General features: G+C 61.3%; 13 protein-coding genes. 5 read left to right on the forward strand and 8 right to left on the reverse strand.

Features of this window, described 5'->3' with window-relative positions; translation table 11 throughout:
* The first annotated feature begins 7 nt into the window (after positions 1-7).
* The 5 genes from VQ575_RS17715 (at position 8) to cobA (ending at position 8,282) form a co-directional block, all read left to right on the forward strand.
* A complete protein-coding gene (locus VQ575_RS17715) occupies positions 8-1,678 on the forward strand; it encodes a bifunctional protein-serine/threonine kinase/phosphatase (RefSeq protein WP_198723074.1) in 1,671 nt (556 codons plus the stop codon).
* Positions 1,679-2,031: 353 nt separating this feature from the next.
* Positions 2,032-4,485: a nitrite reductase large subunit NirB gene (nirB, locus tag VQ575_RS17720; RefSeq protein WP_039589023.1), complete on the forward strand. Its 2,454-nt coding sequence runs from the start codon at positions 2,032-2,034 to the stop codon at positions 4,483-4,485.
* Positions 4,482-4,802: a nitrite reductase small subunit NirD gene (nirD, locus tag VQ575_RS17725; RefSeq protein ID WP_039589022.1), complete on the forward strand. Its 321-nt coding sequence runs from the start codon at positions 4,482-4,484 to the stop codon at positions 4,800-4,802. The genes nirB and nirD overlap by 4 nt, the downstream gene beginning before the upstream one ends.
* The gene (locus VQ575_RS17730; protein ID WP_325918119.1) at positions 4,799-7,516 is read left to right on the forward strand and encodes a nitrate reductase; all 2,718 of its coding nucleotides are present in this window, start codon (positions 4,799-4,801) and stop codon (positions 7,514-7,516) included. The genes nirD and VQ575_RS17730 overlap by 4 nt, the downstream gene beginning before the upstream one ends.
* A 10-nt stretch (positions 7,517-7,526) precedes the next feature.
* A complete protein-coding gene (gene cobA, locus VQ575_RS17735; RefSeq protein WP_039589020.1) occupies positions 7,527-8,282 on the forward strand; it encodes a uroporphyrinogen-III C-methyltransferase in 756 nt (251 codons plus the stop codon).
* A gap of 125 nt (positions 8,283-8,407) precedes the next feature.
* Here cobA and VQ575_RS17740 read toward each other — a convergent pair whose 3' ends face one another.
* The 8 genes from VQ575_RS17740 to ppsA all read right to left on the reverse strand — a co-directional run bounded on the left by VQ575_RS17740 (position 8,408) and on the right by ppsA (position 16,460).
* Complete coding sequence (locus VQ575_RS17740; protein ID WP_039589019.1) at positions 8,408-9,442, reverse strand: OmpA family protein; 1,035 nt, start codon at positions 9,440-9,442, stop codon at positions 8,408-8,410.
* Between the two features lie 107 nt (positions 9,443-9,549).
* Positions 9,550-10,140, reverse strand: coding sequence for an RNA polymerase sigma factor SigX (gene sigX / locus VQ575_RS17745; RefSeq protein WP_025212681.1), 591 nt, complete (start codon positions 10,138-10,140; stop codon positions 9,550-9,552).
* A 91-nt stretch (positions 10,141-10,231) separates the two neighbouring features.
* Positions 10,232-11,056, reverse strand: coding sequence for a mechanosensitive ion channel family protein (locus tag VQ575_RS17750; protein ID WP_045155488.1), 825 nt, complete (start codon positions 11,054-11,056; stop codon positions 10,232-10,234).
* Positions 11,057-11,058: 2 nt separating this feature from the next.
* Positions 11,059-11,304: a hypothetical protein gene (locus VQ575_RS17755; protein WP_014337331.1), complete on the reverse strand. Its 246-nt coding sequence runs from the start codon at positions 11,302-11,304 to the stop codon at positions 11,059-11,061.
* 63 nt (positions 11,305-11,367) lie between these two features.
* The gene (locus VQ575_RS17760; protein WP_045155487.1) at positions 11,368-12,363 is read right to left on the reverse strand and encodes a zinc transporter ZntB; all 996 of its coding nucleotides are present in this window, start codon (positions 12,361-12,363) and stop codon (positions 11,368-11,370) included.
* A 25-nt stretch (positions 12,364-12,388) separates the two neighbouring features.
* Positions 12,389-12,880: a ribonuclease E activity regulator RraA gene (gene rraA, locus VQ575_RS17765; protein ID WP_325918120.1), complete on the reverse strand. Its 492-nt coding sequence runs from the start codon at positions 12,878-12,880 to the stop codon at positions 12,389-12,391.
* Between the two features lie 128 nt (positions 12,881-13,008).
* Positions 13,009-13,998: an alpha/beta fold hydrolase gene (locus VQ575_RS17770; protein WP_325918121.1), complete on the reverse strand. Its 990-nt coding sequence runs from the start codon at positions 13,996-13,998 to the stop codon at positions 13,009-13,011.
* A gap of 86 nt (positions 13,999-14,084) precedes the next feature.
* A complete protein-coding gene (ppsA, locus tag VQ575_RS17775) occupies positions 14,085-16,460 on the reverse strand; it encodes a phosphoenolpyruvate synthase (RefSeq protein ID WP_039589015.1) in 2,376 nt (791 codons plus the stop codon).
* Positions 16,461-16,622: the final 162 nt, after the last annotated feature.

Below are 16,622 nucleotides of genomic sequence, written 5' to 3' on the forward strand. Positions count from 1 at the left end.
AGCAACCATGAGCCTGCAATTGAGTTTCGCCGAAGCCAGCGCCATCGGCCCACGGGAGGAAAACCAGGACGCCCTGCGCCTGGTCACCCCCGCCCCGGCCCTGGCCGCCAGCAAGGGTTACCTGTTCGCCATCGCCGACGGCGTGAGCCAATGCGCCGATGGCGGGCTGGCCGCCCGTTCGACTTTGCAGGCATTGGCGCTGGACTACTACGCCACGCCGCAAACCTGGGGCGTGGCCCAGGCGCTCGACCGACTATTGTCCGCGCAGAACCGCTGGCTGCAAGCCAACGGTGGCGGGCAACCGCTGCTTACCACCGTCAGCGCCCTTGTACTGCGGGGCCGGCGTTTTACGCTGGCCCACGTCGGCGATTGCCGGGTCTACCGCTGGCACGCCGATCACCTGCAACGCGTCAGTGAGGATCACGTCTGGGAGCAGCAAGGCATGCAACATGTGCTCAAGCGCGCCCTGGGGCTGGATCAGCATCTGGTGCTCGACTTCCTCGACGGCGAACTGCGCGAAGACGAAACCTTCGTGTTGCTCAGTGACGGTGTCTGGGCGGTCCTGGGGGACACAGCCATCGCCGGCATCCTTCGCGACCAACCGGACCTGGACCTCGCCGCGCAGACGCTGGTCAACGCCGCGCACCTGGCCGGTAGCCAGGACAACGCCAGCGCGCTGCTGGTGCGGGTCGATGCGGTGGGCGAAGCCAGCATCGGCGACGCACTGATCCAATTGCAGCAGTGGCCTTTGCCCCCTGCGCTGAAGGCGGGCCAGACGTTCGAAGGCTGGCAGATCGAAGGTCCACTGGGCCAAAGCCAGCAATCGTTGCTCTATCGAGTACGTGACGGCCAAGGCCAACCCTGGCTACTGAAAACCCTGCCCGTGCAGCTACGGGACGACACCCGCGCCGGGCAAGCGCTACTCTCGGAGGAATGGTTTCTCAAGCGGGTCGCGGGCAGGCAATTTCCCGAAGTGCATGGTGTTCCCCAGCGCCAGCATTTGTACTACGTGATGCGCGAATACCCGGGGGCGACCCTGGCCGAGCTGTTCAACCAGGGCGGGCCGCTGCCCCTGGCCCAATGGCAGGACCTGGCCCAACGCCTGGTGCGAGCGGTGGGCCTGCTGCATCGACGGCAGATCTACCACCGCGACATCAAGCCGGAAAACCTGCACCTGGGCGACGATGGCGAATTGCGCTTGCTGGATTTCGGCCTGGCGTATTGCCCGGGCTTGTCCGAGGACCAGGCCAACGTGTTGCCCGGCACGCCCAGCTACATTGCCCCGGAAGCCTTCGGCGGCACCGCCCCCACGGCACAACAGGATTTGTATGCCGTCGGCGTAACCTTGTATTTCTTGCTGACCGGACATTATCCCTACGGCGAGATCGAAGCCTTCCAACGACCGCGCTTCGGCGTGCCGGTCAATGCCAGCCGCTATCGACCGGACCTGGCCGAATGGCTCGGGCAAAGCCTGGAACGCGCGATCGCGGCGGATCCGGACCAGCGTTTTGAAACCGCCGAGGAATGGCTGTTGCTGCTGGAACAAGGCGAGCGCCGTAGCCTGAGCGTAAGGCCCCGGCCGTTGCTGGAACGCGAGCCGCTGAAGGTCTGGCGGACATTGGCATTGGTGTCGTTGGTGATAAATCTGGTGATGCTGTTTCTAGTCTTTCATAGCTAGACCCAGTTGCTCGCGAAGACGGCGTGCCTGCCTATACCTATCCCCAGCCTGACGCTCCATTACCGGGCAACACGCTTTCATTCGGTGCAATAAATCCCCCTTCAACGCCTCCAACCTGCAGCTCAGCCAATAAATCCGCGCCCCAAGAGCACTTGGCACAACCACTGCATAACCTCTCTCACCATACATATAGCAACGCCTCCAACGATGAAGGCGGTGCTTCCCGAGAGAACGGGACCAGGACAAAGGCGTCCTCGCTAGCTTGCTAGCGGGACGCCTTTTTTGTTTTCGAAAAAATTGCCGAGCCAGCCTGACCGCCGTGATGAACAGGCCTGAGCTTGCGGAGAACCCTGATGAAAAAACTCAAACTGGTAATGATCGGCAACGGCATGGCCGGGGTTCGAACCCTCGAAGAACTGCTCAAGCTGAGCAACGAGCTGTACGACATCACGGTGTTCGGCGCCGAGCCCCACACCAACTACAACCGCATCCTGCTCTCGCCGGTGCTGGCCGGCGAGCAGACCTTCGAAGAAATCGTGCTCAACGACCTGAGCTGGTACCTGGACAACAACATCAAGCTGTTGCTCAACCGCAAGGTGGTGGAAATCGACCGGGTCAAGCGCCGGGTCATCGCCGAGGACGGCAGCGAAGCCGAATACGACCGCCTGCTCATCGCCACCGGCTCCACGCCGTTCATCTTGCCGATCCCCGGCAACACCCTCGATGGCGTGATCGGCTACCGCGACATCGCCGACACCCAGGCGATGATCGACACCGCGAAAACCCATAAACACGCGGTGGTCATCGGTGGCGGCCTGTTGGGCCTGGAAGCCGCCAACGGCTTGAAGCTTCGCGGCATGGACGTGACCGTCGTACACATCGGCGAATGGCTTTTGGAACGGCAGCTGGACAAGACCAGCGGTCAACTGCTGCAAACCGCGCTGGAAAGCCGTGGCCTGAAATTCCGCCTCTGCGAACAGACCCAGGCCCTGCACGACGCCGGCAATGGCCGGGTCGGCTCGGTCCAGTTCAAGAACGGCGACATCATCCCTGCCGACCTGGTGGTGATGGCCGCCGGTATCCGCCCCAATACCGAACTGGCGGAAAAATCCGGCATCCCGTGCAATCGCGGGATCCTGGTCAACGACACCATGCAAACCTACGACCCACGCATCTATGCCATCGGCGAATGCGCCAGCCATCGCGGCACCGCCTACGGCCTGGTGGCGCCGTTGTTCGAACAGGCCAAGGTCTGCGCCAACCACCTCGCGCAACTGGGCTTCGCCACCTACAAAGGCTCGGTTACTTCGACCAAATTGAAAGTCACCGGCATCGACCTGTTCTCCGCCGGCGACTTCATGGGCGGCGAAGGCACCGAGACCATCACCCTTTCCGACCCGATTGGCGGCGTCTATAAAAAACTGGTGATCAAGGATGACGTGCTGGTCGGGGCCTGTCTGTACGGCGATACGGCGGACGGCGGTTGGTATTTCCGCCAGATTCGTGAGAATCACGCCATCAGCGAGATCCGCGATCACCTCATGTTCGGGGAAAACGCACTGGGTGATGTAGGACACCAGGGCCAGGACAAAGCCATGAGCATGGCCGACACCGCAGAAGTCTGCGGCTGCAACGGCGTGTGCAAGGGCACCATCGTCAAGGCGATCCAGGAACACGGGCTGTTCAGCGTCGATGACGTGAAAAAACACACCAAGGCCGCCAGTTCCTGCGGCTCCTGCGCCGGCCTGGTGGAGCAGATCCTGATCAACACCGTGGGCGGCGCAGCAGACGTCAAGCCGAAAAGCGAAAAAGCCATCTGCGGCTGCAGCGACCTCAACCACGGCCAGATCCGCCAGGCGATCCGCGACCAGCATCTGCTGACCATCGCCGGGGCCATGAGCTACCTGAACTGGCGCACCCCGAACGGCTGCGCTACCTGCCGCCCCGCCCTGAACTACTACCTGATTTCCACCTGGCCCGGTGAAGCCCAGGATGATCCGCAGTCGCGCCTGATCAACGAACGCGCCCATGCCAACATCCAGAAAGACGGCACTTACTCGGTGGTCCCGCGGATGTGGGGCGGCGTGACCAACCCTTCCGAGCTGCGGCGCATTGCCGACGTGGCGGACAAGTACAACGTGCCGATGGTCAAGGTCACCGGCGGCCAGCGCATCGACCTGTTGGGGATCAAGAAGCAAGACCTGCCCGGCGTCTGGAAAGACCTCGACATGCCCTCCGGCCACGCCTACGGCAAATCCATCCGCACCGTGAAGACCTGCGTGGGCAGCGAGTTCTGTCGCTTCGGCACGCAGAACTCCACTCAGTTGGGGATCGAGCTGGAGCACGACCTGTTCAACATGTGGTCCCCGCACAAAGTGAAGCTGGCCGTCTCCGGTTGCCCCCGCAACTGCTCGGAAGCGGGCATCAAGGACGTTGGCATCATCGGCGTCGATTCCGGCTGGGAGATGTACATCGGCGGCAACGGCGGGATCAAGACCGAAGTCGCCGAGTTCTTCGTCAAGCTCAAGACCGCCGAAGAAGTGCGCGAATACAACGGCGCCTTCCTGCAGTTGTACCGGGAAGAAGCCTTCTACCTCGAACGCACCGTGCACTACATGCAGCGGGTCGGCATGGAGCACATCAAGAAAGCCGTGCTGGAAGACCCGGAGCGGCGCAAAGCGCTCCATGAGCGGCTGAAGTTTTCCCTGTCGCTGGAACAAGACCCTTGGAAACAGCGCCTGGAGCAACCCCAGCTGAAGAAAGAATTTGAAGTCATTCCCGTGAAGCACCTGGAGGTGCCGGCATGAACTGGCTGGATATCTGCGCACTGGAAGAGATCAACGCCCTGGGTTCTCGAATCATCCAGGGACCGAAGGGCGATATCGCGATTTTTCGTACCAGCGACGATGAAGTTTTCGCACTCGACGACCGCTGCCCGCACAAGGGCGGTCCATTGTCCCAGGGCCTGATCTACGGCAAGCGCGTGGCCTGCCCACTGCATAACTGGCAGATCGATCTGGAAACCGGCCTGGCCCAAGCCCCGGACGTGGGTTGCGCCCATCACCACTCGGCCCGAGTCGAGAACGGTCGCGTGATGCTGGCCCTGCGGGAAGCAAGCTCATGAGCCGCCAGACCACAGCCACGACCTGCTGCTACTGCGGGGTCGGTTGCGGCGTGTTGATCGAGCATGACGGCGAGCGCATCTTCGGCGTCAGCGGCGATTCCAGCCACCCGGCCAACTTCGGCAAATTGTGCAGCAAGGGCTCGACCCTGCACCTGACCGGCGACCTCGCCGCACGCGTGCTTTACCCCGAGCTGCGCCTGGGCAAAGGCCTGGCTCGGGCCCGCACCGACTGGGACAGCGCCCTGGACCATGCCGCCACTATTTTCGCCGAGACGATTGCCGAACATGGCCCCGACAGCGTGGCGTTCTACATCTCCGGCCAACTGCTGACCGAGGACTACTACGCCTTCAATAAACTCGCCCGGGCCCTGGTGGGCACCAACAACATCGACAGTAACTCGCGGCTGTGCATGTCCTCCGCCGTGGTGGGCTACAAGCGCAGCCTCGGCGCCGACGCCCCGCCTTGCAGCTATGAAGACCTGGAGCTGAGCGATTGTGTGATGATCGTCGGCAGCAACATGGCCTACGCCCATCCGATCCTGTTTCGTCGCCTCGAAGAAGCAAAATCCCGCCGGCCCGAGATGAAAATCATCGTCATCGACCCCCGGCGCACCGACACCTGCGACCTGGCGGACCTGCACCTGGCGATCCTGCCGGGCACCGATGTCGCGCTGCTCCATGGGATTTTGCACTTACTGCTGTGGGAAGACTGGATCGATCGCAGTTTCATCAAGACCCACACCGAAGGGCTTGCGGATCTGAAGAATCTGGTGCGCGACTACACGCCCGCCATGGTTGCCCAGCTTTGCGGCATCAGCGTCGAGCAGCTGCACCAATGCGCCGAATGGGTCGGCACATCGCCCAGTTTCCTGTCGTTGTGGTGCATGGGCCTGAACCAGTCCACCGCCGGCAGCGCGAAAAACAGCGCGCTGATCAATCTGCACCTGGCCACCGGCCAAATCGGCCGGCCGGGCGCTGGACCGTTCTCATTGACCGGCCAGCCCAACGCCATGGGCGGGCGCGAAACCGGCAGCCTGTCGAACCTGCTGCCGGGCCATCGCGAAGCCGCCAACCCGGAACATCGCGCTGAAGTGGCCGATTACTGGGGCGTCGATGCGTTACCGGCAGCCCCTGGCCTCAGCGCCATTGAACTGTTCGAACAGGTGCGCAGCGGCAAGATCAAGGCAGTGTGGATCGCCTGCACCAACCCCGCCCAATCGATGCCGGACCAGGCCGCCGTGCGCGAGGCCCTGCAAGCCTGCCCGTTCGTGGTGTTGCAGGAAGCCTTTCGCACCACCGAGACCGCCGCCTTTGCCGACCTGCTGCTGCCCGCGGCCAGTTGGGGCGAAAAAGAAGGCTCGGTAACCAACTCCGAGCGGCGCATTTCCCACGTGCGCCGGGCAATCAACGCACCGGGTGAGGCACGACCGGACTGGGCCATCACAGTGGATTTCGCACAACGCCTGGAGAAACGCTTGCGCCCGGGGCAATCGAGCTTGTTCGCCTTCGACACGCCGGCCCAGTTGTTCGATGAATACAAGCAATTGACCCGTGGTCGTGACTTGGATCTGTCCGGTATCAGCCATGCGCTGATCGATCAGCTTGGCCCCCAGCAATGGCCTTTTCGCGAAGGCGCCACGGTCGGCACCGCCCGTTTGTACGTGGATGGGATTTTTCCTACCGAAAGCGGCCGTGCCCGATTTGTCGCCGACCCTTATCGCGCCGCCAAGGAACTGCGTGACGCGCGCTATCCCTTGACACTGAATACGGGTCGCCTGCGAGATCAATGGCACGGCATGAGCCGCACGGGAACCGCTGCGCAGTTGTTTGGCCATGTGAACGAAGCGGTGCTCAGCCTGCATCCCGACGATTTGGTCCGCCATCGCCTGCAAACCGGTGACCTGGTCAGTCTCAAGAGCCGTCGCGGCAGCCTGATCGTCGCCGTCGACAGCGACGAAAGCGTGCGCCCCGGCCAGGCGTTCCTGCCCATGCACTGGGGCGATCGGTTTCTCAAGGGAGGGGTGAACACCCTGACCCAGCCGGCTTTCGACCCACTGTCCAAACAGCCGGAACTCAAACACAGCGGCGTGCGCCTGGAACCGGTGAACCTGCCCTGGCAGCTTTTCGCCCTGATCGAAGGCGATGTTCAACAGCATTTAGAGACGTTGCGTCCGCTGTGTGAGGCGTTTTCCTACGTCAGCCTTAGCCTGACCGGTCGCGAACGTCCCGCGTTGCTGATTCGCGCCGCCAGTGCCGTCGCCCCCGAACCGCAACTGCTACAAGCGATTGACGAGCAACTCGGCCTTATCGAAGGGCCAGTCTTGGCCTATGACGACCCACGCCGCGCCATCGGCAAGCGGGTGCGGATCGAAAACGGACGCATCACTGCCATTCGCCTGGCGGGTGAAACCCTGGCCCGGCACTGGCTGCAGAACCTCTGGCTGGAAGGTCGCGCCGACGAGCAACTACGGCGCTGGCTGCTAGCTCCCCTGAGCGCGCCGCCAGGCAACACCGGTGCCACCGTGGGTGGCGGGAAAACCCTGTGCAACTGCATGAATGTCAGCCAGCGCGCGGTTTGCGCGGGTATCGAGCGCGGCCTGGATTTGCAGGGCCTGAAAAAGGAACTGGGCTGCGGCACGCAGTGCGGTTCCTGCGTACCGGAAATCAAGCGTTTGCTGGTTGCCACCGCGCAACCGGTGGCGGCTATCTCGTGAGGAAAACACTATGAACGCAAAAGTCTGGCTGGTCGGTGCAGGTCCCGGCGACCCTGAATTGCTGACCCTCAAAGCCGTGCGCGCCTTGGGCGAAGCCGACGTGGTGTTGATCGATGACCTGGTCAACGACGCGGTGCTGGAGCACTGCCCCGGTGCACGCATCATCGCCGTGGGCAAGCGCGGCGGTTGCCGTTCCACGCCACAGGCGTTCATTCATCGGTTGATGCTGCGTTATGCCCGCCAAGGCAAATGCGTGGTGCGCCTCAAGGGCGGCGATCCGTGCATTTTCGGCCGGGGCGGTGAAGAAGCGCAGTGGCTGCGCGAGCATGGCGTTGAGGTGGAACTGGTCAACGGCATCACCGCCGGCCTCGCGGGGGCGACTCAGTGCGACATTCCCCTGACCTTGCGCGGCGTTGCGCGGGGCGTGACGCTGGTCACCGCCCACACCCAGGATGGCAGTAGCTTGAACTGGCAAGCCCTGGCACAAGGCGGAACCACCCTGGTGGTGTACATGGGCGTGGCAAAACTCAGCGAGATCCGCGAGCAATTGCTGGCCGGTGGCCTCGCGGCGGATACGCCGGTGGCCATGATCGAAAACGCCTCCCTGCCCCATCAACGCGACTGCCGCAGCGACTTGGCCTCGATGGAAACCGATGCCGGCGCCTTTCAACTCAAGAGCCCGGCGATCCTGGTGATTGGCGCGGTGGCGGGCGCAGCCGAACTGGCCGCCTCCCCGCCGGTCTTCGCGCAGGCTTCAGCGCTCTGACAGACAACAGCGAGCCCGTTGTGGTAGCGAGCAGGCTCGCTACCACAGGTTTCTGTCTCCCACCTCTAAATCGCACGCAAAGAAAAACCCGGCCTAGGCCGGGTTTTTCCAAAGCTTTGGGCTAATTACTTAGCTTGGGCTTCAACCTGCGCTTCTACGCGACGGTTTACTGCACGACCAGCTTCAGTGGCGTTGTCAGCAACTGGGCGGGATTCGCCGTAGCCAACAGACTGAACGCGGGACGATTCAACACCGTACTGGTTGGTCAGAACTTGCTTGACGGCGTTTGCACGACGCTCAGACAGCTTCTGGTTGTAAGCGTCAGGACCGACGGAGTCAGTGTGACCTTCAACAGTGGTGCTGGTGGCTGGGTACTGCTTCATGAAATCAGCCAGGTTCTTGATGTCGCCGTAGCTGTTTTCTTTAACGACCGACTTGTCGAAGTCGAACTTGACGTCCAGCTCAACACGTACGACTTCAGCAACAGCTGGGCAGCCATCAGCGTCAACGGTTACGTTGGCTGGGGTGTCAGGGCACTTATCGACGTTGTCGCACACGCCATCGTTGTCGCTGTCGGAGCAGACTTCAGCCGGAGCTGGAACTGGAGCAGCAGCAGGCTTGGAGCCGCCACCGAAGTTCACACCGATACCAACGCTAGGAGCCCACTCGGTGTCGCCCTGGTCGATGTTGTACTGAGCTTCAACGCCGGCACGGGCGTAGAAGTTGTCGGTGAAATACAGCTTGGCGCCGCCACCAACGTTGGCGAAGGTAGAACGGTTACGACTGTTGCTACCGTTCTGGTCGATGCTCTGGTCGGAGAAACCGGCAGAGACGTAAGGACGCAGCATGTCGCCTGGGTTGTTGAAGTGGTACAGAGCGTCCAGAGCGGTGTTGGCGCCCTTGACGTTAGTGCCGTCTTCGGTGCGTGCGTTGTGCACTTCGTCGTAGGCCAGACGCAGTTCAACGTCGTCGGTCAGGAAGTAACCAATCGAACCGCCGAACAGATTGCCGTTATTCTTGAAATCACGAGCGCTGTCGAACATTTCCTTCTTTGCGAAGCCTTCGATTTCAACTGCGCCTTGGCCTTGTGCCAGAGCGCCGAACGAAGTGGCAGCAATCAAAGAACCAATGGCAAAGCCCAAGGTGTTTTTCAGTTTCATCCGTTAAATCCCCATCTGGTGATTGTGAAGCAGTCCCGCAAACCGGGGGACAACTCGGCGGCAAGTCTATCAGAACTTGCCTACACGTAAGAGATATTTGCGCCGAACTAAGTTTCGGCAATGCCTGCAAATTTCTCACGCAGCTTATCGAGCGCGCGCTTGTAACGCATTTTTGTCGCGCTCAAACCCATATGCATTATGTCTGCGATCTCCTGGAATTCCAGTTCTGCGACAAATCGTAGCACCAGAATCTCCCGATCGATCGGGTTCACATAAACCAGCCAGCGATCGAGCCCACCCTTTTCCTCGGGCTTGGGCGCCTTTTCTTCAGACGCTTCCTCAAGGGGGTCAAGGCTCAACGCGTCCATTAACCGACGCTTTCGCCGTTCCTTGCGATACTGCGTGATGCATTCGTTGTAAGTGATGCTATATAGCCACGTCTTGAACTTCGATTTCCCCTCGAAGTTCTTCAAGCCGTACAGCACCTTCAACATCACCTCCTGACAGACATCATCAGCATCGCGATCGTTCCCAAGATACCGTGCACAAACATTAAATAATGTTCGTTGGTAACGGCGCATCAGCTCTTCGTAAGCGCGTGTTACGTGAAACAGCTCCGTATGCGCGCGCGCGACCAACTCCTCATCGGAGAGATCACGGGGGTCGTAGCGCGTGGATAGCGATTGGGGTTTGTTCAAAACAAGTCGGGCCGACAGTCTAGGTCAATGTGCGCCGCAGCCAGCGATAGCAGGCATTTTGCGGCGGCATACATTAGCAGGGTTTGCCGGGTTAGCGGCTACTCACATGCTGTTCCAGCAGAATCCGATTGGAAAGCGACACCAGCTCGCCCTCCTCGGTCAGCAATGTGGTCTTCACCGTGCCAATCTCTTCGATCTGGCCTTCGACCTCTCCAACACGCACTTGTTGCCCCACCTCATACAGCTCACGCACATAGATTCCCGCGAGAATCTGGCCGGCGATTTCCCGGCTTCCCAACCCCATGGCCAGCGCAACCGCCAGACCAACGGTAATCAAGACAATCACGATCACATGGTTTAGAAGGTCGGTCTTGACCTCCAACTGGCTGATCGCGACGGAAATACTGATGATAATGACCAGGCCCTGGGCGATTCTTCCCAGTCCCGAAGCGTAGTCCAGCCCCACACCTTCCGCAGCGCCGCGTACCAGGCCGTTGGCCAGTTGCGCCAGGAGAACGCCCACCAGCAACACCAGGGCCGCGCCGAAGACCTTCGGCAAATACAGCGCAAGCATGTCCAGGGTCGCTGAAACGCGCTCCAGGCCCAGGGATTCAGCCGCGGAAACCAGGAATATAAGCAGCACGAACCAATAGACGATCTTGCCCACCAGCGTCGAGATCGGGACCTGGATGCCGCCGCGGGACAAGAGCTTGGTCAGGCCAGTACCACCCATCAGGCGATCGAGGCCCAGCTTGGCGAGCAGCTTGGACAGCAGCGTGTCCAGCAACTTGGCCACGACGAAACCCAACAACAGCACCACCAGGGCGCCAAAGAGATTGGGGATGAAGTTAGCTATCTTGGTCCACAACGCAGTCATTGCCGTGACGAGGCTCTGGGTCCAGAGATCAAGTTCCATATTCAGTCAGCCTTATCAGCGGTGCGAGTAACGGGTTTGCGACGGGAAACCGGCGAGACGTGGGCCGACCCGTTGTTAAGGGCGATCATCAGCGCGGGCAACCAACGGCCCAGCAGGCTGAACAAGTCGCCGGCGCCGACCTGGCGGTTGGCGGTTTTGAGTACACGGCCCAGGCAAGCATCGTCGTCCCGACTGGACGGCGAGGCCTTGAGCATGTCGCGCAGAGACTGTTCAAACGGATCGTGCATACGCACCTCTCGTGATGTCTGTGGAAGACGCGATCAGTTTTCGTCGGGTCACATGAAACCCCATCACACCCACCGCAAGCGGCGGAACAGCCACCATTGCCCCATGGCCACGCAGACCATCAGCAGGCAGGCGACCAGGAACCCATAGGAGCTTTCGGAAAACGGAATCCCGCCGACATTGATGCCGAGCAGCCCGGTGAGAAAACTCATCGGCAAGAAGATCCCGGTGATGATGCCGAAGCGGTACATGGTGCGGTTCATGCGCACCGAGAGACGCCGGTCCTCGGCCTCCAGCACCAGCCCTACGCGCTCCCGGGTCAGTTCCAGCTCCTCGAGGTAGCGGGTCAGGCTGTTGTTCAATTCATTCCAGTAATCGCCGTCGTCCTCGACGAACCAGGGCAACTTGATCCGCGACATCTGTCCGAAAATATCCCGCTGCGGCGCCAGGAATCGCTTGAGCCCGGCCGCCCTTCGACGGATGTGAAGAATGGCGTCGTGCTCAGGGGTATACCGTTCGTCGGTATCGAGTTTTTCTTCCTCGGTGTCGACGATTTCAGACAGGCATGTCACCAGGTCCTGCACTTTATTGGTCAGGTATTGCGCCATATAAAGGATGAGTTCCGAAGCGGTCCTGGGGCCCTTGCCCTCGGACAGCTCGGCCAGCAGCTCATCGGTGGCGCGCAATGGGCGCAGCCGCAGGGATATCACCCGCTGCGCCGCGGCGAAGATGCGCACCGATACCATGTCTTCCGGCTCGGCCCCTGGGTTGAGGTTGATCCCGCGCAAAAAAAGCAGCAGTTCGGCGTTGGGCAGGGGCAGCAGTCGCGGCCGGGTGTTTTCTTCAAGCAGCAGGTCGCAGTTGAATTCACTCAAGCCACTGGATTTGCGCAACCACGTATGGGTTTGCGGATGACTGCGATCCCAGTGCAGCCACAGGCTTTCATGGGCCTGCAACTGCAGATCGTCAAGTTCGGTCCGGGCTATCGAACGCGCGCCACCTTTACCATCCAGCACCAGGGCATGCACCAGCCCCCATTGCGCGTTTTCTTCCTCGAACATCCTCATCCCTTATGGCCTTGGTGCTTTATTCAGGCATCTTCAGCGGGCTTGGCGAGACGATCACGCCGTTGTTGTCCGCGTAGACATATTCGCCCGGACGAAACGTCACACCCGCAAAGGTCACGACGACGTTGAGATCGCCAATGCCGCGCTTGTCGGTCTTCATCGGATGGCTGGCCAGGGCCTGGACGCCGAGGTCGGTCTGGGCAATGACGTCGACGTCGCGGATGCAACCGTATATCACCAGCCCTTCCCAGCCATTTTTCGCGGCCTTTTCGGCCAGCATGTCGCCCAGCAGCGCCCGACGCAGGGAGCCGCCGCCGTCGACGACCAACACCTTGCCCTTGCCATCGAGTTCAACCTGCTCCTTGACCAGCGAATTGTCTTCGAAACACTTGATGGTCACGATCTCGCCGCCGAAGGAATCGCGACCGCCGAAATTGCTGAACATCGGTTCCACCACTTGCACGATGTCCGGATAGGCATCGCACAGGTCAGGCGTGAGGTAATGGTTCATCGAACAACTCCTGTATGGGCTGGAACGTCGGGCTGAAGTGAACCGCCGTTTGTGACCAAAACAGCGGAACGCGTCATATCTTAGCCGCAAGCTGACAAGAGCGAAATGCCCCTGTCAGAGCCTTCGCCTCAAACTGCCTGGGCCAGGCGCGGCTGGTCGGCCAACAACGGCGCACCTTGATCGTCCAGCCATCGCGCCACCAGCGGCCAGACCTCGGCTTGCGCGGCCTTGCTGACGAGCATTTCGACGTGACCGAAATCATCGCCGAAGCCTTGCTCGCGCCCAAGGCAGACAAACTGCTTGTGCTCGGAACCGATCTGGTCGAACAGTTTGCGGCAGGCCCAGGTCGGATCCTGCTGATCACCGGCGGCGCTCACCGCCAATACCGGCACCTGCACATCGGCGAGACCCGCCCACCAATTTTTCTCGGCATCACCGAAACGCCCGAACAGGCCATACCAGCGCATGCTCTCCAGTGCCAGGCCGATGGGCTCATCTTCCGGACCACGCTTGAGCCTGGAACCGGACAATTGCGCAAATCGCTTGAGGATGAAACGTCCGCTCCATTCCACCGGCGGGATTTTCAGCGGCCAGTAAGTACGACTGACCTGGGCGCCGAAGAACGCCGCCGACGCCACGGCAGGCGCGCCGAGGTAGTGACCGCCCAAGGCAGCCGCCAGGGTAATGCCGCCCAGGGAATGGCCAATCCAGTGTGGCACTTGCCCGCTTTGTTCACGCACAAAGGCGCCAATGGCCGGCAAGTCATAACGGGCGTAGTCGGCCACGCGGTTGTTGCGGTAGCCCTGATTTCGTTGGGACAAGCCATGGCCGCGCATTTCGGGAATCCAGACATCGAACCCCAACCGCGCCAGAAACGCCCCCAGGCCGAGGCCCTTGGGCGAATACCAGAAACGACGGTTGGAAAAACTGCCGTGCAGCAGGATCACCGGGACCCCACGGACCTCGCAGGCATCGGCCATGCCCAGGCGGGTGACCGCCAGTTCGACGCTGTAGTCAGGGCTGTTGCCCGGTTTCAAGCGATAGACATCTTCGCTCAGATCGCCGCGCCGTTCGGCGCTGATCAGGGCGACAGGAAATAGGTTGCTGCTGCTTTGCATGATCTTCTTGCACAAAAAAGGGCGGCTTCCAGATGGAGCCCGCCCTACTTCAAATCAAAAGGGGCCGGTGATGCCCCTTCACTCGATCAGACCGCAGCCTGACCCTCAGCCAGGAAGAACCAAGTCTCCAGCACGGAATCCGGGTTCAACGAAACGCTTTCGATACCCTGCTCCATCAGCCACTTGGCCAGGTCCGGGTGATCCGAAGGGCCCTGGCCGCAGATGCCGATGTATTTGCCGGCCTTGTTGCAGGCGGCAATGGCGTTGGCCAGCAGTTTCTTGACCGCTGGGTTCCGCTCGTCGAACAGGTGGGCGATGATCCCGGAGTCGCGGTCCAGGCCCAGGGTCAGCTGGGTCAGGTCATTGGAACCGATGGAGAAACCGTCGAAGAATTCGAGGAACTCGTCGGCCAGGATGGCGTTGGACGGCAGCTCGCACATCATGATCACGCGCAGGCCGTTCTCGCCACGGGCCAAGCCGTTTTCCGCCAGCAGGTCGACCACCTGGCTCGCTTCACCGAGGGTCCGCACGAACGGCACCATGATTTCGACGTTGGTCAGGCCCATCTCGTTGCGCACGCGCTTGAGGGCACGGCATTCGAGCTCGAAGCAGTCACGGAACGACTCGCTGATGTAGCGCGAAGCACCGCGGAAGCCCAGCATCGGGTTTTCTTCTTCCGGCTCGTAGAGCTTGCCGCCGATCAGGTTGGCGTATTCGTTGGACTTGAAGTCCGACAGGCGCACGATGACTTTTTTCGGCCAGAAGGCCGCCGCCAGGGTGCTGATGCCTTCCACCAGCTTCTCGACGTAGAAACCGACCGGATCGTCATAGCCGGCGATGCGCTTGTCGACGCTGTCCTTGATTTCCTGCGGCAAGCCGTCGTAGTTCAGCAGTGCCTTGGGGTGCACGCCGATCATGCGGTTGATGATGAATTCCAGGCGGGCCAGGCCCACGCCGGCGTTCGGCAACTGCGCGAAGTCAAAGGCGCGGTCCGGGTTGCCGACGTTCATCATGATCTTGAACGGCAGCTCCGGCATCGCGTCCACGGAGTTCTTCTTGATGTCGAAGCCCAGTTCGCCTTCGAAGATGTAGCCGGTGTCGCCCTCGGCGCAGGAAACGGTCACGCCCTGGCCGTCCTTGAGCAGCTCGGTGGCGTTGCCGCAACCGACCACGGCCGGGATACCCAGCTCGCGGGCGATGATTGCCGCGTGGCAGGTACGGCCACCGCGGTTGGTGACGATGGCACTGGCGCGCTTCATGACCGGCTCCCAGTCCGGGTCGGTCATGTCGGAGACCAGTACGTCGCCGGCCTGGACCTTGTCCATCTCCGAGACGTCCTTGATGATCCGCACCTTGCCGGCGCCGATACGCTGGCCGATTGCGCGGCCTTCCACCAGCACGGTGCCGGTTTCCTTGAGCAGGTAGCGCTCCATGACGTTGGCCTGGGTGCGGCTCTTCACGGTTTCCGGACGGGCCTGCACGATGTACAGCTTGCCGTCGTCACCGTCCTTGGCCCACTCGATGTCCATCGGGCAGCCGTAGTGCTTCTCGATGATCATCGCCTGCTTGGCCAGTTCGCTGACTTCAGCGTCGGTCAGGCAGAAGCGTGCGCGATCGGCCTTGTCGACATCGACAGTCTTGACCGAACGACCGGCCTTGGCTTCGTCACCGTAGACCATCTTGATGGCCTTGCTGCCCAGGTTGCGGCGCAGGATAGCCGGGCGACCGGCTTCCAGGGTGCCCTTGTGGACATAGAATTCGTCGGGGTTCACCGCGCCTTGCACGACGGTTTCACCCAGGCCATAGGCACCGGTGATGAACACGACGTCGCGAAAGCCCGACTCGGTGTCGAGGGTGAACATCACGCCGGCGGTGCCGGTTTCGGAGCGGACCATGCGCTGTACACCAGCGGACAGGGCGACCAGCTTGTGGTCGAAGCCCTGGTGCACGCGGTAGGAAATGGCACGGTCGTTGAAAAGGGAGGCGAAGACTTCCTTGGCGGCCCGGATGACGTTTTCCACGCCACGGATGTTCAGGAAGGTCTCCTGCTGGCCGGCGAACGAGGCATCCGGCAAGTCTTCGGCGGTGGCCGAGGAGCGCACGGCGACGGCAACATCGGGGTTGCCTTCGGAGAGCTTGGCAAAGGCCGTGCGGATCTCGGCGTTCAGTTTCTCGGGGAATTCGGCTTCCATGATCCACTGGCGGATCTGGGCACCGGTCTTGGCCAGGGCATTGACGTCATCGACGTCCAGGGCGTCGAGCGCATCGTGGATCTGCTGGTTCAGGCCGCTCAGTTCCAGGAAATCACGATAAGCCTGGGCGGTCGTGGCGAAGCCACCTGGCACCGATACACCGGCGCCGGCGAGGTTACTGATCATCTCGCCCAGGGATGCGTTCTTGCCCCCCACATGCTCTACATCATGGACGCCGAGCTTATCGAGGGAAACTACGTACTCTACCAAGGTGATCTCTCCACTAACTGTGTTGGAAAAGCTCAAGGTACCGGCGGCTCCAGGGGAGCGCTCACCGGCGATATGGCCTGGACCTGGAAAATAAGTGAGAATGCGGGCCACGGGCGGCCGGCAAATCGCGCCTATCATATCCAAGAATCGTCACTAGCTCAC

The organism is Pseudomonas frederiksbergensis, from assembly GCF_035751725.1.
In the GTDB taxonomy this organism is placed as follows: Bacteria; Pseudomonadota; Gammaproteobacteria; order Pseudomonadales; family Pseudomonadaceae; genus Aquipseudomonas; species Aquipseudomonas frederiksbergensis_A.